A 23,906-nucleotide genomic window follows, 5' to 3' on the forward strand; every position below is an offset into this window, starting at 1 on the left:
CACCCGTGGAACGGGCTCTGCCAGGCCACCGGGTGCGTCCCCCTCCCGAAGGAGAGGGGGATGGCACGAAGCGATTCAGGGGGTGTTTCATGCTTTTCGGCGCTGCCAGGCCTGCAGCGCATTGATGACAAGCAGCAATACAAACGAAATCATCAGCATCACCACCGCAACCGCCGTGGCGCCCGCATAGTCGTATTGCTCGAGCTTGCCGATGATGATGAGGGGCGTGATCTCGGACACCATGGGCATGTTGCCCGCGATGAAAATGACCGACCCGTATTCACCCACCGCCCGCGCGAACGCCATGGCAAAGCCGGTGAGCAAGGCCGGGGTGATCGAGGGCAGGATGACCTTGGTGAAGGTCTGCCAGCGCGTGGCGCCCAGGCAAGTGGCGGCTTCTTCCAGTTCTTTTTCGGCGTCTTCGAGCACGGGCTGCACGGTGCGCACCACAAAGGGCAAGCCAATGAAAATCAGCGCGATGACGATACCAGCAGGCTTGAACGCGAGTTGAATGCCCATGGGCTCCAGGTACTGCCCCACCCAGCCATTGCCCGCCAGCAAAGCAGTCAGCGAGATACCGGCCACTGCCGTGGGCAAGGCAAACGGCAAGTCCACCAGTGCATCCATGATTTTTTTGCCCGGAAACTGGTAGCGCACCAGTACCCAGGCGATCAGCAGCCCGAAAAACAGATTCACCACAGCGGCGATGAACGACGCGCCAAACGTGAGCCGGTACGAGGCCAGCACGCGCGGCGCGCTGATGGCTGTCCAGAACTGGTCCCAGGTGAGCGTGAAGGTTTTGAACACCAGCGCCGACAGCGGGATGAGCACGATGATGCTCAGATAAAACAGGGTGTAACCCAGCGTCAGACCGAAACCGGGCAGCACCCGTTTGGCACTCCTGCGAGTGCCTCTCTTGTCATTCATAGGAATTTATTCGTTGCCCACCGCCGACGGAAACTGGCGCACCCCAGGCCAGCGGCCACCATGCAAACGCCGCCCCGCAGCACTGGTGGCGTTCACCCTCCGCGAGCGCAGCGAAGCAAAGAGGGGGAAGGCGCCGCAGGCGACTTGGGGGGTGTTCACTATTACTTGGCACCCGGCGTGTAGAGCTTGTCGAACTGGCCGCCGTCGTTGAAATGCACTTTCTGCGCTTCGGTCAGGCTGCCGAAATACTTGGCCACGGTGAACTGCTTGAGTGGCTTGAAAGTGCTGGCGTATTTTTTGAGCACGGCTTCCGAACGCGGGCGAATGGCGTGTTTGGCCGCGATCTCTTGCGCCTCTTCCGAGTACAGGTAGTCCAGGTAGGCCTTGGCCAGCTGCGCCGTGCCTTTTTTGGCGACGGTGCGCTCCACCACAGCCACGGGGTTTTCAGCCACCACGCTGACCGAGGGGTATACCACGTCGACCTTGCCCTTGCCAAACTCGCGCTCGACCGACACCACTTCCGACTCAAACGTGATCAGCACATCACCAATGTTGCGCTGCAGGAAGGTGGCCGTGGCATCGCGCCCGCCCTTGGCCAGCACCGGCACGTTCTTGTAGAGCTTGCCCACGAACTCGGCCGCCTGCGCCTCGGTGCCGCCCTTCTCGCGCACGGCGCCCCACGCGGCCAGATAGGCATAGCGGCCATTGCCGCCGGTCTTGGGGTTGACGACGATGACCTGCACGCCGGGCTTGGTCAGGTCGTCCCAGTCCTTGATGTTCTTGGGATTGCCGTTGCGCACCAGGAACAGCATGGTCGAGGTGGTGGGCGATGCGTCGTGCGGAAACTTCTTGGCCCAGTCCTTGGCCACCACGCCGTTGTCGGCCAGAAACTGCACATCGGTGGTGGTGTTCATGGTCACCACATCGGCGGCCAGGCCATCGTTCACGGCGCGCGCCTGGGCGCTGGAGCCTGCGTGCGACTGGTCCACCTTCACGTCCTGGCCCGTCGTTTTTTTGTAGTGAGCCACGAAAGCGGTGTTGTAGTCCTTGTAAAACTCACGCGCCACGTCGTAGGACACGTTGAGCAGTGCATTTTGCGCAGAGGCAAGCGAGCTGGCACCCAGGGCAAGGCTGGCAAGAAGGAGGCGAATTTTCATGGCGGGCAGAGCGCGCAGGGCGCTATAAAAACGGGAATGGCACCATTGTGCGGAGCATGCTTTAAAACTCAAACGAATATTTGTTTGTAAAGTCATTCCAAAAACACATATCAAACGCGACAGTCATTGGGACTCGTTTTATGATCCTAGAAACGGCAGTTGGATGAGTCCGCCGGTGCCGTGATCTGGGAGCCAGGCAAGATGAGACGACGCGGCGGGCTCCTGCCCGCAAAGAGGAACAACGCCGCATGGCACGCCCTGAGCGCGGTGCTGGCGGATGCATAACGCTCTCACCCATCAGGTGAACACCATCGAAGCCATCAACGATAGCTTTCATGCGGCTTGGCAAAAGATATAAAGCGGTCAACTGCCGTTTCTAGGATGATGGCGCTCACTTGCTTATGGCCCCCACCGTGACCCCTGCGCTTGCTCCACCCACCATGCCCGGTTGGCGCCCCGCTTTGGCGGCTATGTCGCCCGCCAACTTTGGCATGGTCATGGCGACCGGCATCGTGTCCATTGCCGCCCACATGCTGGGGCTGCGCGCACTTGCCTTGGCGCTGTTTGCGCTCAACCTGGGGCTGTATGCCGTGCTGTGGGTTTTGTACCTGGCGCGCCTGGCCTTGTTTCGCCAACGTTTTCTGGACGACTTGCTGGGCCATTTGCGCGGCCCGGCCTTTTTTACCTCAGTGGCAGCAACCAATGTGCTGGGCAGCCAGTGCCTGCTACTGGTGGGCTGGACGGGCGCTGGCTTGGCGCTCTGGGGCTTGGGCCTGGGGTTATGGCTGCTGCTGACCTACACCATCTTCACTGCGCTGACGATCAAAGAGAACAAGCCAACGCTGGACCGGGGTATCAGCGGCGGCTGGCTGCTGGCTGTTGTCGCCACGCAATCGGTGGCCGTGCTCAGCGCACTGCTGGCCACGCACATTGGGCAGCCCTACCGGCTGGAGCTGAACTTTTTTGCGCTCTCCATGTGGCTGTGGGGCGGCATGCTCTACATCTGGATGATGTCGCTCATCTTCTACCGCTATACCTTCTTCCCCTTCAGCCCGGGGGACCTGGCGCCGCCCTACTGGATCAACATGGGCGCAATGGCCATTTCGACCTTGGCCGGGTCGCTGCTCATCGTCAACACGCCGGACGCGCCTTTTCTGGCATCGCTGCTCCCTTTTCTGAAAGGTTTCACCGTGTTTTACTGGGCCACCGGCACCTGGTGGATCCCCATGCTGCTGGTGCTGGCCGTCTGGCGCTATGGCGTGAAGCGGTTTGGGCTACGGTATGACCCACTGTATTGGGGCGCCGTGTTCCCGCTGGGCATGTATGCCGCCAGCACCCAGGAAATGCGGCTGGCCATGGGTTTTGACTTTCTCGGCGCGCTACCACCGGTTTTCCTGGTGGCGGCCTGTGCCACCTGGACTGCGGCACTCGTGGGTGCGGCCCGGCAGGCCTGGCGCATCGTGTGGTCGAAAGGCTGAGGGTTTAAAACCGCACCGCCTCGAAGGCGGGGTGCAACTCGTCGATCCAGTGGTTCAGCTCTTCGTCTGACACATGCAAGTGCTGCAGGCAGGCCTGTCCATGCTGATGCCACTCGCGCGAGGGCTCCAGCCCTTCGTGGTGGTTCACCAGGTATTCGGCCAGCAAGCCCAGCGCCACCAGTTGCCGCACCACCACGCTAAAACGTTCTTCCCGCAGGCAGCTAAAGTCATGGTGCAACCAGATGGCCTGCGCCACATCGCCCGGCAGATGCCAGGTGCGCGCCACAATCGCGCCCACCACGGCGTGGTCGGTGCGGTGGCTGGCGTTTTCGGTCTGGGTAAAGGTGCGGTCCTTGCGGGCCAGGGCCTCGGTCACCGTGCTGGCGTAGCCGCGCACCGCCTTGACCAGCACCGGCATGCCCACATGGCAGAACAGGCCAAAGCTGTAACCCAGGCCCGGGTCAAAGCTGTAGAGCTGGTGGCCCATGTGTTCACAGGCCATGGCCCGGCGTTGCGAGCTTTCCCAGAAATGCTCCAGCAAGGGGGAGCGCACCTGCAGCGCATGGCGCGTGATGAAGGCCGAAAGCAGTTCTACCGACGGGCGCAGGCCCAGCACCGTCAGCGCCATGCCCACGGTCTGTACCGGCTGGGTCAGGCCATAGAGCGGGCTGTTGGCCTGGCGGATCAGCGCCGCCGCCATGGCCACATCGGACGAGGCCAGTTGGTCCAGGGCGCCCGCGTCGGGTTCAGGTTGCGCCAGGATGCTCTGCAGGCGCAGCAACGATTCGGGGCACGGCGGTATCACGATGGCACGCACCGATGAGATTCGGCGTGCGTTCTGTATCTCTTGGTCAATCGGATGGGGGGTCACGTCGTCTTCCTGGCTATTCCAGGCGGCGCATCACGCCACCCTGTCCGCTTTGTTGCAATTGCTTGCATTGTGGCGGCAAAACAGATCCCCAAAGAATCGCCTGGCCATTTTGTCCAGCCGTCAACGCGCCTGCTGTAGCACCCGGGTGGCCTGGCTGCTGCGGCCCGGCAGGGTTTCTCCCAAAAAATCCAAAAAATGCCGCACCGCTGGTGATAAACCCCGGCGCGACGGGAAGACCGCATGCACGATGCCCACCGCAGGCGCCCAGTCGGGCAACACCCGCACCAGGCGCCGTGTGTGGATTTCGTCATGGCACATGTAGTCGGGCAACCAGCAAATCCCGGTGCCCGCCAGTGCCGCAAATTTAAGAGTGAGCAGATCGTCGGCCACATAGCGCGGGGTATGCTGCACCACCTGCTGCGCCCCCCCCGGACCGGTCAGATGCCAGGTAGCCCGCCCGTCGGGCGCCGACATGGCAATGCTGTCCATGCGCGCCAGGTCGGCCAGGGTGGTCGGTGTGCCCTGGCGGATCAGCAGGTCCGGGCTGGCCACCAGCACCTGGCGCGCCAGATCCAGGCGCTTGACCACCATGCTGCCGCTTTCTTCGAGCGAGGCGCGCACACGCAAGGCCACGTCCACACCCTCTTCCACCAGGTTCACCACCCGGTTGCTGACCTGCAGTTCGACCCGCACCTGCGAATAGCGCGCCAGGAATTGCGGCAGCACCTCGCCCAGCACGGTCTGCGCCAGGGTCACGGGGCAGCTCACACGCAGGGTGCCACGCGGCGCGGCCTGCACCTGTGCCACGGTGTCCTGCGCAGCCAAGGCCGACTCGCGCAGCGCCTGGCAATGGCGCAAATAGGCCTCGCCCACATCGGTCAGCGAGAGCTTGCGCGTGGTGCGCTGCAGCAGGCGCACGCCCAGATGGGCCTCCAGCTCGGACACCCGCCGCGACAGGCGCGACTTCGGAATACCCAAGGCCCGGCCGGCCGCGGCAAAACCGCCCCGCTCCACCACCTCGGCGAAATACAGCATGTCATTGAGATCCTGCATGGCGGGCGCTTTCATTGTTCTACAAACAGGACAATCTATCGTAAATCTGCCAACTTATCAAAAACTGCGCTGATCTCCACAATCTATCCATCGCCACACGCTGTGGTTAACCCCCTTCGGAGATCACCATGCAACTGCTTCACATCGATTCCGCCATCACCGGCGCCCAGTCCGTCTCGCGGCAGCTCACCGCCCAGATCGTGGCCGCCTGGAAGGCCAGCCACCCCGGCACGCAGGTCAGCTACCTCGACCTCGTGGCCAACGCGCCGACCCACTTCACCATGGACGCCATGGCCCCGCGCACCGGCCAGACCGACAACCTGAGCGAAAGCCAGCAGCGCGAGAACGCTGTCTCCGAGCAGCTGGTGAGCCAGTTCCTGGCGGCCGACGTGGTGGTGATCGGCGCGCCGTTCTACAACTTCAGCATCCCGACCCAGCTCAAGGCCTGGATCGACCGCCTGGCACAGCCCGGCCGCACCTTCCAGTACACCGCCAACGGCCCCGAAGGCCTGGCCAAGGGCAAGACCGTGATCATCGCGTCGAGCCGGGGCGGCGTCTATTCCACCAGCGAAGGCGGCCGCGCCATGGAACACCAGGAGAGCTACCTGCAGACCGTGCTGGGCTTCTTCGGCGTGACCGACGTGCGTTTCGTGCGCGCCGAAGGCGTTGCGATGGGCGAGGCCGCCAAGGCCGCCGCGCTGGAGAGCGCCACGCAGGCCATCTGCGACCAGGCCGCCAACCAGCCGCTGGTGGCGCAGGCTGCCTGAAGCGGCGCGGCATGGCCGCCGTGCCGCGCATCAAAAAACCCGGTCGATACCGGGTTTTTTGATGGCTTATATTTACATAAAATCAAGCGCAAACGCCCTGTGGTATTGCGCAAGCAGCTATTTACTCAATAGCATTCAGGCGTGCTTTTTGACCCAGGCCACATACCGGTCCATCCAGCCCTGCAGGAATTTTTTGCTGCCTTCGCCAATGTTGCCATCGGCATCGAACAGACCCTCCTTGGCGTGGATGAAAGCCTCGGGCTGGCCCATCGTGGGGGCATCGAGGTAGGCCAGGATGTTGCGCAGATGCTGCTGCGCCAACGCCGTGCCGATGGCACCGACCGACGCACCGATGACGCCTGCCGGCTTGCCGGCCCAGGCATTCTGGCCATAGGGACGCGAAGCGTTGTCGATGGCATTTTTCAGCACGCCAGGAATCGAGCGGTTGTATTCAGGCGTGACGAACAGCAGGCCCTGCGCCGCCTTGACTTCCCCCTTGAGCCGCAGCACGGACGGCGCCTGCTGGCCGTCACTATCCTGGTTGTACAGCGGCAGGTCATCGATACGCAGCTGCGTGAACTGAAAGTCTGCCGGCCCCAAGCGCGCCAGCGCCGTGGCCAACTGGCGGTTGAACGAATCCTTGCGCAGGCTGCCGACGATGACAGCGATCTGGAACTGGCTCATGGATGCTCCTTGGAACGTGGAAAAGGCCGTGAAAGCACGGGCAAAGCCATGATAGACCTCGGCGGCGCACCCTGCACAGCGCGCCCCCTTTGCCACCATAGACTATTCTTTCAATAGCATTCAGCGCTTTACAGATAAGCGCTAGAACCCTAAAAGGTTAAAAAACCGGCAACACCGACCCCTTGAACTCGGTCTGAATGAACTGGCGGATTTCAGGCGACTGGTAGGCCTTGAGCAGTTGCGCCACCCAGGGCTTGCCCTTGTCGGCCTCGCGCACCACGATCAGGTTGGCATAGGGGCTGTTGGCGTCTTCCTGCGCAATGGAGTCGGTCTTGGGGTTCAGGCCGGCCGAGATGGCGAAGTTGGTGTTGATGGCGGCGGCGTCCAGGTCGTCGAGCGAACGCGCCAGCTGGGCCGCGTCGAGTTCGACGAACTTGAGCTTCTTGGGATTACTCACCACGTCCAGCGGCGTGGCCTTGAGGCCTGCGCCGTCTTTCAGCTTGATCAGGCCCTTGGCTTGCAGCACTAGCAGCACGCGGCCGCCGTTGGTGGGGTCGTTGGGAATGCCAAAGCGCGCGCCGTTGGCCAGCTCGTTCAGGTTTTTCACCTTTTTGGAGTACAGCCCGATGGGGAAATTGACCGTGGTGCCCACGGACACCAGCTTGTAGCCACGGTCCTTGACCTGCGCGTCGAGGTAGGGCTGGTGCTGGTAACCGTTGGCATCCAGGTCACCAGCGGCCAGGGCGGCGTTGGGCTGCACGTAGTCGCTGAACTCCACGATCTGGATCTTCAGCCCGTCCTTGGCCGCCACTTTCTTGACCTGCTCGAAGATTTTCGCGTGCGGGCCGGCGGTCACGCCGACCTTGAGTACCTTGTCTTGCGCCAGGGCGCCGGTGCTGAGGCCGGCGGCCAGGGCCAGAACGAGGGTGGATTGCAGCAGGGAGCGTTTGTTCACGGAAAACCTTTCAGTCAGAGATGGCATGCATCTTAGGGTTGACCCTATCAAACCCAAACGACTGTGTTTTCATTTCCTTACGCAATATCGGTATAACGAATCAGCTGCGCAGCGCCACGTTGTTGAGCTTATCGAGCCGCTCGGGCCAGCCGCCTTCGCTGGCCGACTGGCGCAGGATGCGCGTCCAGGCCACCCAGGCGTCCCACTGCACGCGCTTGTCCCACGCGTTGCCCCAGGCGCTGAAAGCTTGCAGGGCGCTGTCGGCGGCCTGCAGCGCGTCGGCGGAGCGGCCGGCCGACAGGTAGAGCTGGGCCAGCACCATCTGCGGCTCGCCCACCCAGGGGTTGAGGCGCACGGCCTGCTCGAGCATGGCGGTGGCCACGTCCAGGTCGGCCAGCGGGTGCTCTTGCTGGATCACCGACCAGTACAGCGCCGTGGCGGCGGCCTCGTCAGCAGCGGCGAGCGGCTGGGTGCAGTGCGCAAACACCGGCGGCACGGGCAGCAGGCCTTGCAGGCCCGGGTGCTGGAGCGCCTGGCCCAGGGCGGCGATCTGGCTCAGCATGCGGGCGCTGGGGCGCATCGGGCCGGGCCACAGCGAAGCCGCCCAGTGCACGGCCTGCGGGCGCTGCGGCACGCTCGGAAAGCACGAGAAGATGTCGTCCTGCCAGCTGAACCACTGCTCGATGGTGTCGGCCATGCTGACGACGATGAAGGCCGCCACCTCGTAGGGCGTGAGCACGTGGCGCTGGCCGTTCTTGTCGAGCACCACGCTGCCGTCGGGCTCGATCTGCCCGGCCAGCACGCGCTGCACGAACTGCGCGCGCGACTGGGTGCAGAACAGGTAGACCAGGTGCTCGGCGCTCTCGCCCACCAGGGCTTGCAGGCGGCCGCGCTCGCTGGCCGCATCGAACTTGACCAGGTCGACAAAAGCGTTGCCGTAGACGCTGTGCAGCAGGCCGAGCAGGCGCACGTCGCGCGGCTGCTGCCACTGCGTGAGCGAGCGCGCCACGCCCACCAGGTGGTGGCGGAAGGTGCCGGCCTTGTGCCAGTCCTGGCCGACGTTGCGCGCCAGCACGGTGGGCAGCACGGGCGCCAGGTCGGCATCCTTGTGCAGCCACTCTTCGTCGAGCAGCGCCTGGGCGCGGGTGAACAAATAGGGGTCGAGTGCTTGGAATGGCAAGTGCATGGGGTGTCTCCGAAGGGTTCTTGTACTGGCAGTATCACCGCTGGCGCAGATAAGATCTGCCCCCCTAGCTACACTGGAGCACGCGCCATGACCGCCACCACCACCGCCGCTGAAGAACAGGACTGGAATAGCCGCCAGCTGGCCGAGCCCGTGGCGGCGCCGCGCTTTCGCGTCTGGCGCTATGCCGCACCGACCATCGTGCTGGGCTGCTCGCAGCGCGCCTTGTTGGCCAGCATGGCGCCCCGGCAGCCCCAGGGGCTGCTGCAGCGCCCCTCGGGCGGCGGTGCCGTGCTGACGGGGCCGTGGCTGGTGGGCGTGTCCGTGGTGCTGCCGCCCGAGCACCCGTGGGTGGGCCAGAGCCTGGTGGACAGCTACCGCCCGCTGGGTTTGCTGCATGCCGCCGTTCTGGCCGACATGGGCGTGTCGGCGCGGGCCTTGCCGGCCAGCGAGGTGGCCGGCGCCAATGCGCGCATGGGCCCGGTGGTGGACTGGGCCTGCTATGGCAGCCTGGCGCCGTGGGAACTGGTGGACGAACAGGGGCGCAAGCTGGTCGGCCTGGCGCAGCGGCGCCAGCGCCATGGCGTCTTGCTGGTGGCGGGCACGCTGGGCACCGCGCCCGACTGGCCGCTGCTGTGCCACGCCGTGGGGCAGCCGCAAGACGTGTCGGCGCTGCGCAGCCGCACCGTCTCGTGCGCGGAACTGGCCGACCGGCCCTTCAGCAACGCAGCGCTGGCCCTGCGCCTGCAGCAGGCCCTGGAGCACGCATTGCCCGGCGCTGCACAGCAGCCCTGAGCCGGGCCTTCAATGCACATAAAAACAAGGCTCTAACGCTTACTGGTCAAGCGCTGACAGCTCACCATTCGATAGCAATCAGCGGTGGTTCAAGCGCCGCACGGCCCAGTCACCCAGGCTCTGGATGGCCTGCACGAAGAAGCTCAGCACCACCACCACGGCGAGCATGGCGTCGGGCAAGAAGCGCTGGTAGCCTGGGCAATTTCCAGAAAGACGCACAAGCCGGTAGGCAGGTTCCGTTTTTTCTGCCATTCTGGGCGCTTGGGCCGAGCCAAGCGCGGGCAGGCCCCATTCGGTGAAGGAAAAGCCCACCATGCCGCTCCCCCAGCCATCCCGCCCCGAGCCACCACCCACAGCGCCCCAGCCGCCCTGGCAGTGGAACCCCAGCAAGCTGTGGCTGGTGATCCTGGCGCTGACGGCACTGTTCTGGCTGCGCGATCTCTGGGTCACCTCCAACCAGGTGCAGCCCATACCGTACAGCGAGTTTCTGCAGCACCTGAAAGCCGGCCAGTTGCAATCCATCTCGATCAGCAGCCAGTTCATCGAGGGCCAGCTCAAGACCCCGCAGGCCGATGGGCGCACGCGCATCGTCACGACGCGCGTTGACCCGGCCCTCGCCCAGGAGTTGTCTGCCTACGACGTGCGCTTTGAAGGCGTGGTGGAGAACAAACTGCTGAGCGAGCTGCTGTCCTGGGTGGTGCCGGGCCTGATGCTGCTGGCCCTGTGGAGCTTCATCGGCCGGCGCCTTGCCGCGCAAGGCGGCATGGGCGGTCTGCTGTCCGTCGGCAAGAGCCGCGCCAAGCTGCATTCGGAAACCGACGTGAAGGTCAGCTTCGACGACGTGGCGGGGGTGGACGAGGCCAAGGCGGAGCTGCGCGAATCGGTGGAGTTCCTGAAAAACCCCAAGGACCACGGCCGGCTGGGCGCGCACATGCCCAAGGGCATTTTGCTGGTGGGCCCGCCGGGCACGGGCAAGACGCTGCTGGCACGCGCCATGGCCGGCGAGGCCGGCGTACCCTTCTTCAGCATCACGGGCTCCGAGTTCGTCGAGATGTTCGTGGGGGTCGGTGCGGCGCGCGTGCGCGACATGTTCGAGCAGGCCCGCGCCTCGGCGCCTTGCATCATCTTCATTGACGAGCTGGACGCCCTGGGCCGGGCGCGCGGCGTGGGCCCGATCTCGGGGGGCCACGACGAGAAGGAACAGACGCTGAACCAGCTGCTGGCCGAGATGGACGGCTTCGACACCAGTGCGGGCGTGGTGATTCTGGCGGCGACCAACCGCCCCGAGGTGCTCGACCCGGCCCTGCTGCGGGCCGGCCGCTTCGACCGCCAGGTGCTGGTCGACCGGCCCGACCGCAAAGGCCGTGTCGATGTACTGCGCGTGCACCTCAAGAAAGTGCACCTCGGCGGCGATGTCGACCCCGACGCGGTGGCCGCGCTGACGCCGGGCTTTGCCGGCGCCGACCTGGCCAACCTGGTCAACGAAGCGGCCTTGCTGGCCACGCGGCGCGGCGCCGACGCCGTGGCGATGGCCGACTTCACCGCCGCCGTGGAGCGCATCGTCGCCGGCCTGGAGCGCCACCAGCGCGTGCTCGGCGACAAGGAGCGGCGCACCGTGGCCGTGCACGAAATGGGCCATGCGCTGGTGGCCATGGCGCTGCCGGGCACCGACCCGGTGCACAAAATCTCCATCATCCCGCGCGGCATCGGCGCGCTGGGCTACACCTTGCAGCGCCCCAGCGAGGACCGCTACCTGGCCAGCGCGAGCGAGCTGCGCAACCGCCTGGCGGTGCTCATGGGCGGGCGCGCGGCCGAAGCCCTGGTGATAGGCGAAGTGTCCACGGGCGCGGCCGACGACCTGGTCAAGGCCACCGACATCGCGCACGACATGGTCGCGCGCTACGGCATGTCGCCCGAAGTCGGCCAGGTGGTCTACGAGCGCCAGCAGCCGCGCTTTCTCGACCTGCCCGAAGGCATGGCGCTGGAGCGCGGCCTGTCGGACGACACATCGCGGCGCATCGACATGGCCGTGCGCGCCCTGGTGGACGAGGCCTTTGCCCGCGCCAGCGCGGTGCTGACCGAGCGGCGCACGCTATTACAAGAAGGCGCCAACAAACTGCTGGCGCAGGAAACGCTCACCGAAGCCGACCTGCTGCCCCTGGCCGAAACCGCACGGAGCGGGCCTGCGGCGTGATGCCGTGCCGGCGTGATTGACTTCTGCCGCCGTGTTGCCGACACTGGCCTGATCGCCGCCCTGGAGCGGCCACCATTCGGAGGTTGCCATGCACCCATCTGCGGAAGTCCGAAGTTGTCTTTACGACCAGGCCGAACTGGATGCGGTGCTGCAAGCCATGGCGAGCCAGGTCGCAGCCCAGCTGCAACCGCAGCAACGCCTGGCGGTGATCGGCATTCTGCGGCGCGGCGCGCCGCTGGCCCAGCGCCTGACCGATCTGCTGGTGCAGCGCCACGGCATGGCCCCGCCGCTGCGGCTGGACCTTTCCGTCAAGCGCTATGCCGACGACCTCACCCTGCTCTACCCCGAGACCCGGCTCGATGAACCGGCCGGCCATGCCGAGCTGGACCTCTCCGAGCACAGCCTGCTCGTGGTGGACGATGTGCTGTACACCGGCCATTCGCTGTTGCGCGTGCTGCAGTACCTGGCGCGCAAGCAGCCGCAGCAGATCCGGGTCGCGGTCCTGGTGGACCGCTGCGTCGCACGCCTGCCGGTGCATGCCGATGTGGTGGGGGTGCGGCTGCAAGTCGCTCCCGGCAGCATCATCGATTGCCATGTACCGCCGTATGAAACGGATTTCCAGATCGATCTGGTGCAACCCGGGCGTGCGCCATGAATCCCCCGGACCGCCCCCATCTGTTCCGCGACCGTGCCGACGCCGCCCACCGGCTGGCAGAGCGGCTGCAGGCCTATCGCGGCACAAAGCCGCTGGTGCTGGCCATACCGCGCGGCGCGGTGCCCATGGCCAAATCCCTGGCGGCGGCGCTGCAGGGTGACTTCGATGTGGTGCTGGTGCGCAAGCTGCGCGCCCCCTACGAGCCCGAATTGGCCATCGGCTCGGTCGACGAGAGCGGCTGGGTCTATGTGTCGCCCTACGCCGCTTCGGCCGGTGCCGACCAGGACTACATTGCCGCCGAAAAGCACCGGCAAATGGAGGTCATCCGCCAGCGGCGGGTGCAGTACACGCCGATACGGCCGCCCCTCGATCCCGCGGGCCGCACCGTCATCGTGGTGGACGACGGGCTCGCCACCGGCGCCACCATGGTCGCCGCCTTGCACGGCTTGCGCCAGCGCCATCCCGCCAAGCTGGTCTGCGCCGTGCCGGTGTCGTCGCCGGAAGCGCTCACCATGGTCCGCCCCCTGGCCAACGAGGTGCTGTGCCTGCAGGCACCCGCCGACTTCCAGGCCGTGGGCCAGTTCTACCGGGACTTTGCCCAGGTCGAGGACGACGAGGTGATCGCCCTGCTCCGCCCCTGAAGGCCCGCCCCGCTCAAGCAGCCGCTGCAGGCGGCAGATATTTTTCGAACCAGTCGGCGGCCTGCCGGGCCACGGTCTCCAGGGTGCCCGGCTCCTCGAACAAATGGGTGGCGCCCGGCACCACGCTCAAGCGGTGCGGGCAGCGCATGTGCGAGGCCGCCTGCCGGTTGAGCTCCAGCACCTCTTCGTCGCGGCTGCCCACCAGCAGCAGGGTCGGGCAATCCACGCGGGCCAGCGCCTCGGGCCCGGCCAGATCGGGCCGCCCGCCGCGCGACACCACGGCCCGGATGGCCTGGCCCTCTGCGGCGGCGGCCATCAGGGCGGCGGCCGCCCCGGTGCTGGCGCCGAAGTAGCCCAGGGGCAAGGACTGGGTGAGCGGCTGCCGGCCCAGCCAGCGCGTCGCCGCGCGCAGCCGCTGCGTCAACAGGGGGATATCGAAGCGGGTGCGGTAGTCCTGGTCCTCCTCGGGCGTGAGCAGGTCGAGCAGCAAGCTGCCCACGCCGCGCGCGTGCAGCACCCCGGCCACGTAGTTGTTGCGCGGGCTGTGCCGGCTGCTGCCGCTGCCATGGGCGAACAGCACCAGCCCGATGGGCGCGGTGGGCAGCGCCAGCAGGCCCTCGATAGGGATCTGGTCCACGGGAATGCGCACCAGTTGTTCCAGCGGTTTCAACGGCGATGCCATCGCTGCCTCCTGTGAAAAATTGCGCTGGAGACGGATCAGGCCATGCGCAGCACCGCCGCGCCCTGCAGCGCGCCCTGGCGCAATTGCTCCAGCGCTTCGTTCGCCTGCTCCAGCGCGAACACCGTGACCTCGCTGCGCAGCGGCGCCTGCCGGATCGCCTCGAAGAATGCGAGCCCGTCGGCGCGCGTCAAGTTGGCCACGGAGCGGATGCTGCGCTCGCCCCACAGCCAGGCGTAGGGGAAGCCGGGGATGTCGCTCATGTGGATGCCCGCGCAGACCACGCAGCCGCCCTTGTCGAGGTGCCGCAGGGCGATGGGCACCAGCGGGCCTGCGGGGGCGAAGATCAGCGCCGCGTCCAGCAGCTGCGGCGGGGCTTCATCGGTTCCCCCGGCCCAGTTCGCGCCCAGGCTGCGGGCAAACCCCTGGCTGGCGCCATCGCCGGGGCGGGTGAAGGCAAAGACTTCGCGGCCCTGGGCGCGCGCCAGCTGGGTGATGAGGTGCGCAGCCGCGCCAAAGCCGTAGACACCGAGCCGGCGCGGGTCGCCGGCCAGGCGCAGCGCGCGGTAGCCGATCAGGCCGGCGCACAGCAGCGGCGCCAGATGCTCGGCCGCCGGCGCCTCGGGCAGGGCCAGGCAATAGCGCGCATCGGCCAGCGTGTACTCGGCATAACCGCCGTTCAACTGGTAGCCCGTGAACCGGGCCCGCTCGCACAGGTTCTCGCGGCCGCTGGTGCAAAAGCGGCATTGGCCGCAAGTCCAACCCAGCCAGGGCACGCCCACGCGCTGGCCCAGGCGCCAGCCCTGCACACCGGGCCCCAGGCCTGCGACCCGGGCCACGATCTCGTGGCCCGGCACCACGGGCAACACCGGGTCGGGCAACTCGCCATCGCGCAGATGCAGATCGGTGCGGCAGACGCCGCAGGCCTCGACGGCCAGCAGCAACTGGCCCGCCTGCGGCACGGGCATGGGCAACTCGGTCAGCCGCAGGGGCTGGCCCGTTTGCTCCAGCACCATGGCGCGCATGGTCACAGGCCCGGTCATGGTGGTCACCCGCGGCGTTTCAAAGCTGGAAGTCGCTGTGCAGGCGCTGCGCAAGTTCTTGCAGACCCAGGCTGGTCAGGTCCAGCGCATGGCTGTCCGCCACCCGTTGGCGGGACCCACTGTCCAGGTGCGCCAGCAACTCGCCCAGAAAGGGGTTGGAGGCGAACACCACGATGCTTCCGACACGCTGCTCGGCGACCGCCGCGCCGACGGCATCGGCAATCTGCTGCGCAAAGATGCGGCGTTCATGCTCCTGGGGACTGCTGCGCGGCGCCAGACCCGAGCGGCCGGCAATCGCATGCCCGGCCGGCTCATGGCCGGCGTCGGCGCCGTGCAAGCGGCTTTGCGGATGCAGCAAGCACTCCACTTCCGTCCAGCGCCCTGGTTTGGTGGAGTCCTGCTCCAGCACACGGGCTTTCGAACCATTGGCCACTACCGCCCAGACTGGTTTTTCCATGGTGCGCCCCGCTTTCGGTGTGAAAAGAATTTTCATCTTCCCCCCATGGACCAGGCCGGTCAAGCCAGCAACCCGCCGCGCGCGCACCGGGCCAGCCCTCGGCGCACAGCGCCGGGATCAGGCTGCGTTTTTGCCGGCTGCTTTTCTTTCCGGCGGTGCCGTGCAAAACAAGGGCCAAATCAGCCTCTGGGGCTTATCCGTCAAGCGCCAGCAGCTATCAAAACAGGGGTTTCAGCGGTGGCTCAGGCGGCGCACGGCCCAGTCGCCCAGGCTCTGGATGGCCTGCACGAAAAAGATCAGCACCACCACCACGGCCAGCATGATGTCGGGCAGAAAGCGCTGGTAGCCGTAGCGGATGCCCAGGTCGCCCAGGCCGCCGCCGCCGATCGCGCCGGCCATGGCCGAGTAGCCGGTCAGGCTCACGAAGCTGATGGTCAGGCCGGCGACGATGCCAGGCAGCGCCTCGGGCAGCAAAATCTTCCAGACGATCTGGCCGGTGGTCGCGCCCATCGACTGGGCGGCCTCGACCAGGCCGTTGTCGACCTCGCGCAGCGCGGTCTCGACCAGGCGCGCGATGAAGGGCGCGGCCGCCAGCGTCAGCGGCACCACGGCGGCGCCCGTGCCGATCGACGAGCCCGTGATGAAGCGCGTGAACGGGATGATGGCCACCAGCAGGATGATGAACGGCGTCGAGCGCACGGCGTTCACGATCCAGCCCACGGTCTTGTTGAGCGGGCTGTTTTCGAGCACGCCGCCCTGGTCGGTCAGGCGCAGGAACACGCCCAGCGGGATGCCGATGAGCGCGCCGACGACGCCCGAGATGCCGACCATGACGATGGTTTCCCACAGCGAGGTGGCAAACAGCTCCAGCATCATTTCAGAGAAATTTTCAAACATCGCTCAATCCTTGCTCGGCACTTCTTCGACCTGCACGCCATGCTGGCGCAGGTGCGCAACGGCACTTTGAATCTGTTCGGCCGCGCCGCTGGCAAACACCGCCAGCGACCCGAAGGGCTGGTCCTGGATCTCGTCGATCTGGCCGTGCAGGATGGACAGCTCCAGCCCCAGGTCGCGGATCAGGTGCGACAGGATGGGCTGGTAGGCGCTCTCGCCCGCATACGACAGGCGCAGCAGCTGGCCGACGCCGCCGCTGAGCCCGGCCGAGAGCTGGCGCACGCGCGCCATCACGCTGGCGGGCAGCTCCTGCGGCACGATCTCGTCGATCAGGCTCTTGGTGATGGCCTGCTGCGGGCGCGTGAACACGTCCAGCACCCGGCCCTGCTCGACGATGCGGCCGGCGTCGATCACGGCCACACGGTCGGCCACCTGCTTGATGACCTGCATCTGGTGCGTGATGAGCACCACCGTGAGGCCCATCTCCTTGTTCACCTTGCGCAGCAAATCCAGAATGGAGCGTGTGGTTTCGGGGTCGAGCGCCGAGGTCGCCTCGTCGCTCAGCAGCACCTTGGGCCGGCTGGCGAGCGCGCGCGCAATGCCCACGCGCTGCTTTTGCCCGCCGCTGATCTGCGCCGGGTAGCGCTCGGCCAGGGCGGTGAGGCCGACCAGTTCGAGCAGCGGGTCCACGCGCCGGCGGATTTCGTCCCTGGACATGCCCGCGAGTTCGAGCGGCAGCGCGGCGTTGTCGAACACGGTGCGCGAAGACAGCAGGTTGAAATGCTGGAACACCATGCCGATGTCGCGGCGCGCGGCGCGCAGCTTGGCGTCGTTCAGCTGGGTCAGGTCGCGGCCATTGACGATGACAGCGCCAGCGGTGGGGCGGTTGAGCAGGTTGATGGTGCGCACCAGCGAGCTTTTGCCCGCGCCGCTCTTGCCGATTATGCCGAACACCTCGCCTGGCGGAATGTGCAGGTCGATGCCGCGCAGGGCTTCGACGGGGCCCGTAGGGCCCGGGTAGGTCTGGGAAAGTCCCCGTAACTCGATCATGGGAAAAACAGGCTCTCGCACGCCGGCTGCGCTGCGAAAACCCGTGGATAAATAGGTATAAAAAAAGAGGATGCAGCACTGGGCACACGGCAGGCGGCGGTTGTCAACTATGCTTTTCATAGCTGTCAGCGCTTGCTGTTATTGCCTTAGAGCCTGTTTAGGCTCTAAAAGCTGCAGGGGCTCAATTATGGCGCACTGCAACAAGTTGCGTGCGGCCCAAGGGCCAACGCAGCCGCCAGGCGGCGGCCGTGGTGCCCAGCAGGCGCTGCAGCGGCGCCGGGGCCGCGGGTGCGGCGGGGGCCGGCACGGCCTTACTTTTTGGCATAAATTTGGTCGAACAGGCCGCCATCGGCAAAGTGCAGTTTGCTCACGTTCGCCCAGCCGCCAAAGGCCTGGTCGATGGTGAACAGCGACAACTGGGGAAACTGCGCCGCGTACTTGGCGCGGGCCTTCTCGCCCGTGGGGCGGTAGAAGTTCTTGCCGGCGATGTCCTGGCCTTCGTCCGAATACAAATACGCCAGATAGGCTTGCGCCACCTTGCGCGTGCCTTTTTTGTCCACGTTCTTGTCGACCACCGCCACCACGGGCTCGGCCAGGATGCTGATGGAGGGCACGACGATTTCGAACTTCTCGGCGCCAAATTCCTTGAGCACCAGATAGGCCTCGTTCTCCCAGGCCAGCAGCACATCGCCCATGGCGCGCTGCGCAAAGGTGATGGTGGCGCCGCGCGCGCCGGTGTCCAGCACGGGCACGTTCTTGTACAGGCGGGCGACAAAGTCCTTGGCGCTGGCCTCGCTGCCGCCGCCCTGGCGCTTGCCGTATTCCCAGGCGGCCAGGTAGTTCCACTGCGCGCCGGCCGAGGTCTTGGGGTTGGGTGTGATCACGGCGACGCCGGGTTTGACCAGATCGCCCCAGTCCTGGATGGCCTTGGGATTGCCCTTCTTGACCAGAAAGACGATGGTCGAGGTGTAGGGTGCCGAGTTGTGCGGCAGGCGCTTTTGCCAGTCCGGCGCCACCAGCGCACCGTGTTTCACCAGCGCATCGATGTCCGGCGCCAGGCCCAGCGTCACCACGTCGGCGCTGATGCCATCGATCACCGAGCGCGCCTGCTTGCCCGAGCCGCCGTGCGACTGCTGGATGGCCACGTCCTGCCCGCTCGTGGCCTTCCAGTGGCGGGCAAAGGCCTGGTTGAACTGCACATACAGCTCCCGCGTCGGGTCGTAGGACACATTGAGCAAGGTCACGGATTGGGCAAACGACGGCAATGCCGTCAGGGCCAAGGCGCTGGCCAGGGCGGTGGCAAAAGGAAACTTGATAAAGTGGCGGCGAAGTTGCATGGGGGCCTCGGAAGAATGTTGGAAACGGTGCAAGCCACCGGTGCAATGCATTCTGCAAGGCCATCTTAAAAACTGAAACGAATAAAATTTCAGTTCTTTATACCCAAAAGCATAGAACCAACCCACAAGGAATTTTCATGGCACGTACCGTCCACTGCATCAAACTCGGCAAGGAAGCCGAAGGCCTCGACTTTCCCCCCTACCCTGGCGACCTGGGCAAGCGCATCTGGCAAAGCGTGAGCAAAGAGGCCTGGGCCGGCTGGCTCAAGCACCAGACCATGCTGGTGAACGAGAACCGCTTGAACCTGGCCGACGCCCGTGCGCGCCAATACCTGGCACGCCAGATGGAACAGCATTTCTTTGGCGGCGGCGCCGACGCAGTGCAAGGTTACGTGCCGCCCAGCGCCTGAAAAACGGCTTGCGCAGACACTCCGGCGCCCTTCGTGGCGCCTTTTTGCATTGATTTTTTGAACGCGCAGCACCCCACCATGGCCGAACGCATTGATTGGCTCGACGACGGAACCCCCTACAGCCCGCGCTTTGGCGACCGTTACCACAGTGAGCACGGCGGCATGGCGCAGGCGCGCGATGTCTTTTTGCACGGCTGCGGTCTGCCGCAGGCCTGGGCCGGGGCGACGCAGTGGCGCATTCTGGAAACGGGCTTTGGCTTTGGGCTGAACTTCCTCACCACCTGGGCCGCCTGGCGTGCCGACCCGCAGCAGCCCACGCTGCTGCACTTTGTCTCGCTCGAAGCCTGGCCCGTGTCCACCGACGACCTGCTGCGCGCCGCCGCGCGCCACCCCGAGCTACAGCCGCTGGCACAGGAACTGTGCGCGCAATACTGGGGCCTGCTGCCGGGTGTGCACCGCCTGTGGTTCGATGGCGGGCGCGTGCTGCTCACGCTGTGCATCGGCGACGCACAGGCCTTGCTGCGCCAGCAGCACTGGGAGGTGGATTCGATCTACCTCGACGGTTTCAGCCCGCAGGCCAACCCCGAAATATGGAGCCTGCACACCCTCAAGGCCGTGGCGCGCTGCTGTCACCGCGGCACCCGCCTGGCCACCTGGACCATTGCCCGCGCGGTGCGCGACGCCCTCACCCAATGCGGCTTTGTCGTGAAAAAAGTGCCGGGCGTGCCGCCCAAACGCGACAACCTGCACGCCACCTTCAACCCCGCGTGGGAGCCACGCACCAGCCGCACGAGCGAAACCACGGCCGAGCACCCGACCCCGGCGCGCTGCATGGTCATTGGCGCGGGCCTGGCGGGTGCCGCCAGCGCCGCCAGCCTGGCACGGCGCGGCTGGAGCGTGCAGGTGCTGGATGCTGCCGCCGCACCTGCCAGCGGCGCATCGGGCCTGCCCGTGGGGCTGTTTGCGCCCCACCTCTCGCCCGACGACAACATTTTTTCGCGCGTTTCGCGCAGCGGCGTGCGCGCCATGCTGCAGCAATCCCACGCCCTGCTGCAGCCGGGCCTGGACTGGAACCCCGGCGGCGTGCTGGAGTGCCGCCCGCCCGACAACCTGGGCCTGCCCAGCGGCTGGGAGCACGGCCCCGGCGCCGACTGGGGCCTGCCCGCCAGCCCGCAAATCCTGCACGCGGCGGGCCTGCCCGAAGACAGCACCGCCTGCTGGCATGCGCGCGGTGGCTGGGTGCGGCCCGCGCGCCTGGTACAAAAGCTGCTGGCCCAGCCGGGCATCACCTGGCAGCCCCACAGCCAAGTAGCCACGCTGCAGCGCACCGCCCATGGCACCTGGCAGGCGCTCGATAGCGCAGGCCAGCCCCTGGCTGAAGCCGACGTGGTGGTGCTGGCCGCAGGCCCCGCCTGCAACACCTTGCTGGCCACGGTGCAAGCCCCCGCACTCCCCCTGCAGCCCGTGCGCGGCCAGCTGTCCTGGGGGCCGCAACCACCGGGCGCCACCGGGCTGCCGCCGTTCCCCGTCAATGGCAACGGTGGCCTGGTGGCGCATGTGCCGCACGAAAACGGCATGGCCTGGCACATGGGCTCCACTTTTGACCGCGATGTGGAACAGCTGCCCCTGCCACCCGAAGAACAGACCGCCGCCCACGCCACCAACTGGCAGCGCCTGCAGGCCCTGGTACCCGCCGCCACCCCGGCACTGCGCCCGGCGTTTGAAGGCAGCGCAGCCAACAGCCTGCACGCCTGGGCCAGCGTGCGCTGCACCGCTATCGACCGCCTGCCCATCGTCGGCCCGGTAGCCCCCGCCCGCCTGCCCGGGCTGTGGGTGTGCACGGCCATGGGCGCCCGCGGGCTGACCCGTGCCGTGCTGTGCGGCGAACTACTGGCGGCGCGCCTGCAAGGGGAGCCCCTGCCGCTGGATGCGCGCCTGGCCCGTGCCATGGGCACCGAACGCTTGGACCCCACACCGACTGCGGAATAAGCTTATTCGCATATAGGAAGCACAAAACAATCGTTTGTTTTCATAAGCAGGCCCTCTACATTCGCGGCCATGCCTGAATTTGCATTCGTTTTCGCTGGTTTTGCCGTAGGCCTCATCGTGGGGTTGACGGGGGTGGGCGGCGGCTCGCTCATGACGCCGGTGCTGATCTTCTTTTTCGGCGTAAAACCCCACCTGGCCATCGGCACCGACCTGCTGTTTGCCGCCTTTACCAAGATGGGCGGCACGGTCGGTCTGGCCCGTCAGCGGCTGGTGCCCTGGAGCGTGGTGGGCCTGCTGTGCGCGGGCAGCATTCCGGCGGCGCTGGCGTCGCTGTGGCTGCTGCAGCACCTGGGCCCGGCCAGCGAGCAGGTGCAGCACCTCATGACCACAACCCTGGGCGCGGCCCTGCTGCTCACCGCCGCCGCCATGCTGTACAAGGTGGTGGTGTTTTCGGCCCAGCGCCAGGCCGCCGAACAGGCCGCACGCCAGGGCAGCGGCGCCGCCGCCACGCAGCCGCGCCATTGGAGCCTGCCGGTGCTGCTGGGCGCGGTCATCGGCACGCTGGTCACCTTTACCTCGGTGGGCGCAGGGGCCATTGGCGTCACCGTGCTGCTGCTCGTCTTTCCGCACCTGCCGCTGCCGCGCATCATTGCCGCCGACATTGCCTACGCCGTGCCGCTGACACTGGTGGCCGGCATGGGCCACGCATCGCTGGGTTCGGTCGACTGGGCCTTGCTGGCGCAGTTGCTGGCCGGTTCATTGCCGGGTATCTGGCTGGGCTCGCGCCTAGTCACCCGCACCCCAGAGCGGCTGATCCGCTCTGCCCTTTCGTTGCTGCTCGCCTGGGCGGGCGCCAAACTTGTTTTGATTTAAGAGGCTCGTTGCCCCATGTACCAATACACCGACTTCGACAAGAAATTCGTTCAGCTGCGCGCCGAGCAGTTCCGCGACCAGCTTGAGCGCTGGGAGCGTGGTGAACTGACCGACGAACAGCTTTTGCCACTGCGCCTGCAAAACGGCTGGTACATCCAGCGCTACGCGCCCATGGCGCGCATTGCCGTGCCCTATGGCGAAATCAGCAGCACGCAACTGCGCACGCTGGCCCACATTGCGCGCGAGTACGACAAGCCCGCACCTGAACTGCTGGCACACGCCCAGGCCACACAAGACGCATTGCAGGACGCGCAGCCCGGCGCAACGCTGGCCGCACCGCCGCTGCGCTACGGCTACGGCCACTTCACCACGCGCACCAATGTGCAATTCAACTGGATTCCCCTCCACCGCGCGGCCGACGTGATGGACCTGCTGGCCAGTGTCTCCATGCACGGCATCCAGACCAGCGGCAACGACATCCGCAACATCACCTGCGACGCGCTGGAGGGTATCGCCGAGGACAGCATCGTCGATACGCGGCCGTTCGCCGAGATCACGCGCCAGTGGAGCTCGCTGCACCCCGAGTTCTCCTACCTGCCGCGCAAGTTCAAGATCGCCTTCAACGGCGCCGAAGAAGACCGCGCCGCCATTGGCTGGTACGACATTGGCTTGCAAGCGCGCCGGGCCGAAGACGGCAGCGTGGGCTTCACCATGAAAGTGGGCGGCGGCATGGGCCGCACACCCATCATTGGCAGCGTGGTGCGCGAATTTCTGCCCTGGGACCAGTTGCTCAACTACATCGAAGCCGTGGTGCGCACCTACAACAGCTACGGCCGGCGCGACAACAAGTGGAAGGCGCGCATCAAAATTTTGGTCAAGAGCGAAGGCCAGAAGTTCATCGACGCGGTGGAGAAGGAATACCAGGACATCGTCAACCTCGACGGCGCGCCCCACACCATCACGCAGGCAGAGCTTGACCGGGTCACAAGCCATTTCGTGGTGCCCGAGCTGAAGGCCACCAACCTGCCCTCCAAGGTGAATACACAAGGCCAGTTGTACCAGCGCTGGTTGCAGCAAAACGTGCGCGGCCACAAGCTGCCCGGCCTCAAGACCGTCACCCTGTCGTTCAAGCGCCCCGGCTTTGCCACCGGCGATGCCGACGCCGACACCCTGGAAGCCCTGGCCCAACTGGCCGAGCAGTTCAGCGCTGGTGAGGCGCGCCTGACGCACGAGCAAAACCTGATGCTGCCCTGGGTGCATGAGGGCGACCTGCCGGCGCTGTACGAAGCGGCCCGCGCTCTGGGCTTGGCACAACCCAACATCGGCCTGCTGACCGACATGATCATCTGCCCCGGCGGAGACTTCTGCTCGCTGGCCAATGCGCGCTCTTTGCACATTGGCGCCGCCGTGACCGACCGTTATCAAGATTTGGACGAGCTGTTTGACCTCGGCCCCATCGACCTGCACATGAGCGGCTGCATCAACTCCTGCGGCCACCACCACAGCGGCCACATCGGCATCCTGGGCGTGGACAAGGACGGCAAGGAGTGGTACCAGATCACGCTGGGCGGGTCTGACGGCACCGATCTGTCTGGCCCCGCGATTGGCGGCAAGGTGGTCGGCCCCTCGTTCACCGCAGCCGAAGTGCCCGATGTGATCGAGGCGCTGCTCGCCACCTTCCGCGCGCTGCGCAAGCCCGGCGAGTTCTTTATCGACGCACTGCGCCGCCTGGGCCACGACCCGTTCAAGCAGGCCGCCAACGCTGCCCGCCGCCCCAAGGCCGACCAGGAAGCCCTGGCAGAACAAGACTGACC

General features: G+C 66.1%; 24 protein-coding genes and 1 pseudogene. 10 read left to right on the forward strand and 15 right to left on the reverse strand.

All coding sequences use genetic code 11. The features are described 5' to 3' along the window. Nucleotides 1-87: 87 nt before the first annotated feature. The 3 genes from cysT to C8D04_RS06090 are packed head-to-tail and all read right to left on the reverse strand — an operon-like array spanning nucleotide 88 to nucleotide 2,084. A complete protein-coding gene (gene cysT / locus C8D04_RS06085) occupies nucleotides 88-927 on the reverse strand; it encodes a sulfate ABC transporter permease subunit CysT (RefSeq protein WP_116004047.1) in 840 nt (279 codons plus the stop codon). Between the two features lie 6 nt (nucleotides 928-933). After that, nucleotides 934-1,086: a hypothetical protein gene (locus C8D04_RS18655; RefSeq protein WP_158550288.1), complete on the reverse strand. Its 153-nt coding sequence runs from the start codon at nucleotides 1,084-1,086 to the stop codon at nucleotides 934-936. Nucleotides 1,087-1,088: 2 nt separating this feature from the next. Beyond that, nucleotides 1,089-2,084, reverse strand: coding sequence for a sulfate ABC transporter substrate-binding protein (locus C8D04_RS06090; protein WP_116004048.1), 996 nt, complete (start codon nucleotides 2,082-2,084; stop codon nucleotides 1,089-1,091). 440 nt (nucleotides 2,085-2,524) lie between these two features. On the opposite strand from C8D04_RS06090, the gene C8D04_RS06095 reads away from it, so the two are divergent. Continuing rightward, nucleotides 2,525-3,562, forward strand: a complete 1,038-nt coding sequence (locus tag C8D04_RS06095; protein ID WP_233521123.1) for a tellurite resistance/C4-dicarboxylate transporter family protein — start codon at nucleotides 2,525-2,527, stop codon at nucleotides 3,560-3,562. 4 nt (nucleotides 3,563-3,566) lie between these two features. Here C8D04_RS06095 and C8D04_RS06100 read toward each other — a convergent pair whose 3' ends face one another. Continuing rightward, nucleotides 3,567-4,433, reverse strand: coding sequence for an HDOD domain-containing protein (locus C8D04_RS06100; RefSeq protein WP_116004049.1), 867 nt, complete (start codon nucleotides 4,431-4,433; stop codon nucleotides 3,567-3,569). A 120-nt stretch (nucleotides 4,434-4,553) separates the two neighbouring features. Continuing rightward, nucleotides 4,554-5,486, reverse strand: a complete 933-nt coding sequence (locus tag C8D04_RS06105) for a LysR family transcriptional regulator (RefSeq protein WP_116701325.1) — start codon at nucleotides 5,484-5,486, stop codon at nucleotides 4,554-4,556. 128 nt (nucleotides 5,487-5,614) lie between these two features. Here C8D04_RS06105 and C8D04_RS06110 point away from each other — a divergent pair, with 128 nt between their 5' ends. Next, nucleotides 5,615-6,253, forward strand: a complete 639-nt coding sequence (locus C8D04_RS06110) for an FMN-dependent NADH-azoreductase (protein ID WP_116004050.1) — start codon at nucleotides 5,615-5,617, stop codon at nucleotides 6,251-6,253. Nucleotides 6,254-6,388: 135 nt separating this feature from the next. Here the strand turns inward: C8D04_RS06110 and C8D04_RS06115 are convergent, their stop codons facing one another. From C8D04_RS06115 to C8D04_RS06125, 3 genes are all read right to left on the reverse strand, one after another. After that, the gene (locus C8D04_RS06115; RefSeq protein ID WP_116006051.1) at nucleotides 6,389-6,937 is read right to left on the reverse strand and encodes an NAD(P)H-dependent oxidoreductase; all 549 of its coding nucleotides are present in this window, start codon (nucleotides 6,935-6,937) and stop codon (nucleotides 6,389-6,391) included. Between the two features lie 157 nt (nucleotides 6,938-7,094). Further along, nucleotides 7,095-7,919 carry a MetQ/NlpA family ABC transporter substrate-binding protein gene (locus C8D04_RS06120; RefSeq protein ID WP_116004051.1) on the reverse strand — a complete coding sequence of 275 codons (825 nt, stop codon included), beginning with the start codon at nucleotides 7,917-7,919 and terminating at the stop codon, nucleotides 7,095-7,097. Between the two features lie 73 nt (nucleotides 7,920-7,992). After that, nucleotides 7,993-9,078 carry a DUF6817 domain-containing protein gene (locus C8D04_RS06125; protein WP_116004052.1) on the reverse strand — a complete coding sequence of 362 codons (1,086 nt, stop codon included), beginning with the start codon at nucleotides 9,076-9,078 and terminating at the stop codon, nucleotides 7,993-7,995. An 87-nt stretch (nucleotides 9,079-9,165) separates the two neighbouring features. On the opposite strand from C8D04_RS06125, the gene C8D04_RS06130 reads away from it, so the two are divergent. Beyond that, nucleotides 9,166-9,870 (forward strand): ligase, encoded by a 705-nt coding sequence (locus C8D04_RS06130; protein WP_116004053.1) that lies wholly within the window; start codon nucleotides 9,166-9,168, stop codon nucleotides 9,868-9,870. 78 nt (nucleotides 9,871-9,948) lie between these two features. Here the strand turns inward: C8D04_RS06130 and C8D04_RS06135 are convergent. Next, nucleotides 9,949-10,065, reverse strand: a pseudogene (locus tag C8D04_RS06135) (DL-methionine transporter permease subunit); the annotation flags it as partial. Nucleotides 10,066-10,183: 118 nt separating this feature from the next. Here C8D04_RS06135 and ftsH point away from each other — a divergent pair. The 3 genes from ftsH to C8D04_RS06150 all read left to right on the forward strand — a co-directional run bounded on the left by ftsH (nucleotide 10,184) and on the right by C8D04_RS06150 (nucleotide 13,360). Then, nucleotides 10,184-12,064 (forward strand): ATP-dependent zinc metalloprotease FtsH, encoded by a 1,881-nt coding sequence (gene ftsH, locus C8D04_RS06140; RefSeq protein WP_116004054.1) that lies wholly within the window; start codon nucleotides 10,184-10,186, stop codon nucleotides 12,062-12,064. A gap of 88 nt (nucleotides 12,065-12,152) precedes the next feature. Continuing rightward, a complete protein-coding gene (locus C8D04_RS06145) occupies nucleotides 12,153-12,719 on the forward strand; it encodes a phosphoribosyltransferase family protein (RefSeq protein WP_116004055.1) in 567 nt (188 codons plus the stop codon). Then, nucleotides 12,716-13,360: a phosphoribosyltransferase family protein gene (locus C8D04_RS06150; RefSeq protein WP_116004056.1), complete on the forward strand. Its 645-nt coding sequence runs from the start codon at nucleotides 12,716-12,718 to the stop codon at nucleotides 13,358-13,360. The genes C8D04_RS06145 and C8D04_RS06150 overlap by 4 nt, the downstream gene beginning before the upstream one ends. Before the next feature lie 13 nt (nucleotides 13,361-13,373). Here the strand turns inward: C8D04_RS06150 and C8D04_RS06155 are convergent, their stop codons facing one another. The 6 genes from C8D04_RS06155 to C8D04_RS06180 form a co-directional block, all read right to left on the reverse strand. Continuing rightward, a complete protein-coding gene (locus C8D04_RS06155) occupies nucleotides 13,374-14,042 on the reverse strand; it encodes an alpha/beta family hydrolase (protein ID WP_116004057.1) in 669 nt (222 codons plus the stop codon). Nucleotides 14,043-14,077: 35 nt separating this feature from the next. Beyond that, complete coding sequence (locus C8D04_RS06160) at nucleotides 14,078-15,064, reverse strand: zinc-dependent alcohol dehydrogenase family protein (RefSeq protein ID WP_116006052.1); 987 nt, start codon at nucleotides 15,062-15,064, stop codon at nucleotides 14,078-14,080. A 37-nt stretch (nucleotides 15,065-15,101) separates the two neighbouring features. Further along, nucleotides 15,102-15,539, reverse strand: coding sequence for a host attachment protein (locus C8D04_RS06165; RefSeq protein WP_116006053.1), 438 nt, complete (start codon nucleotides 15,537-15,539; stop codon nucleotides 15,102-15,104). Between the two features lie 231 nt (nucleotides 15,540-15,770). Beyond that, nucleotides 15,771-16,436, reverse strand: a complete 666-nt coding sequence (locus C8D04_RS06170) for a methionine ABC transporter permease (protein WP_116004058.1) — start codon at nucleotides 16,434-16,436, stop codon at nucleotides 15,771-15,773. A gap of 3 nt (nucleotides 16,437-16,439) precedes the next feature. Beyond that, the gene (locus C8D04_RS06175; protein ID WP_116004059.1) at nucleotides 16,440-17,483 is read right to left on the reverse strand and encodes a methionine ABC transporter ATP-binding protein; all 1,044 of its coding nucleotides are present in this window, start codon (nucleotides 17,481-17,483) and stop codon (nucleotides 16,440-16,442) included. 311 nt (nucleotides 17,484-17,794) lie between these two features. Further along, entirely contained in the window at nucleotides 17,795-18,820 is a 1,026-nt protein-coding gene (locus tag C8D04_RS06180; RefSeq protein ID WP_116006054.1) for a sulfate ABC transporter substrate-binding protein, read from the reverse strand. Between the two features lie 137 nt (nucleotides 18,821-18,957). Here C8D04_RS06180 and C8D04_RS06185 point away from each other — a divergent pair, with 137 nt between their 5' ends. From C8D04_RS06185 to C8D04_RS06200, 4 genes are all read left to right on the forward strand, one after another. Next, on the forward strand, nucleotides 18,958-19,230 hold the full coding sequence (locus C8D04_RS06185; RefSeq protein WP_116004060.1) for an oxidative damage protection protein: 273 nt from the start codon (nucleotides 18,958-18,960) through the stop codon (nucleotides 19,228-19,230). 78 nt (nucleotides 19,231-19,308) lie between these two features. Further along, a complete protein-coding gene (mnmC, locus tag C8D04_RS06190) occupies nucleotides 19,309-21,219 on the forward strand; it encodes an FAD-dependent 5-carboxymethylaminomethyl-2-thiouridine(34) oxidoreductase MnmC (RefSeq protein WP_116006055.1) in 1,911 nt (636 codons plus the stop codon). A gap of 69 nt (nucleotides 21,220-21,288) precedes the next feature. Then, nucleotides 21,289-22,092, forward strand: coding sequence for a sulfite exporter TauE/SafE family protein (locus C8D04_RS06195; RefSeq protein ID WP_116004061.1), 804 nt, complete (start codon nucleotides 21,289-21,291; stop codon nucleotides 22,090-22,092). Between the two features lie 15 nt (nucleotides 22,093-22,107). Further along, nucleotides 22,108-23,904, forward strand: a complete 1,797-nt coding sequence (locus C8D04_RS06200; RefSeq protein WP_116004062.1) for a nitrite/sulfite reductase — start codon at nucleotides 22,108-22,110, stop codon at nucleotides 23,902-23,904. The last annotated feature ends 2 nt before the right edge of the window (nucleotides 23,905-23,906 follow it).

Origin of the sequence: Simplicispira sp. 125 (assembly GCF_003096555.1) — a bacterium.
GTDB lineage: Bacteria > Pseudomonadota > Gammaproteobacteria > Burkholderiales > Burkholderiaceae_C > Simplicispira.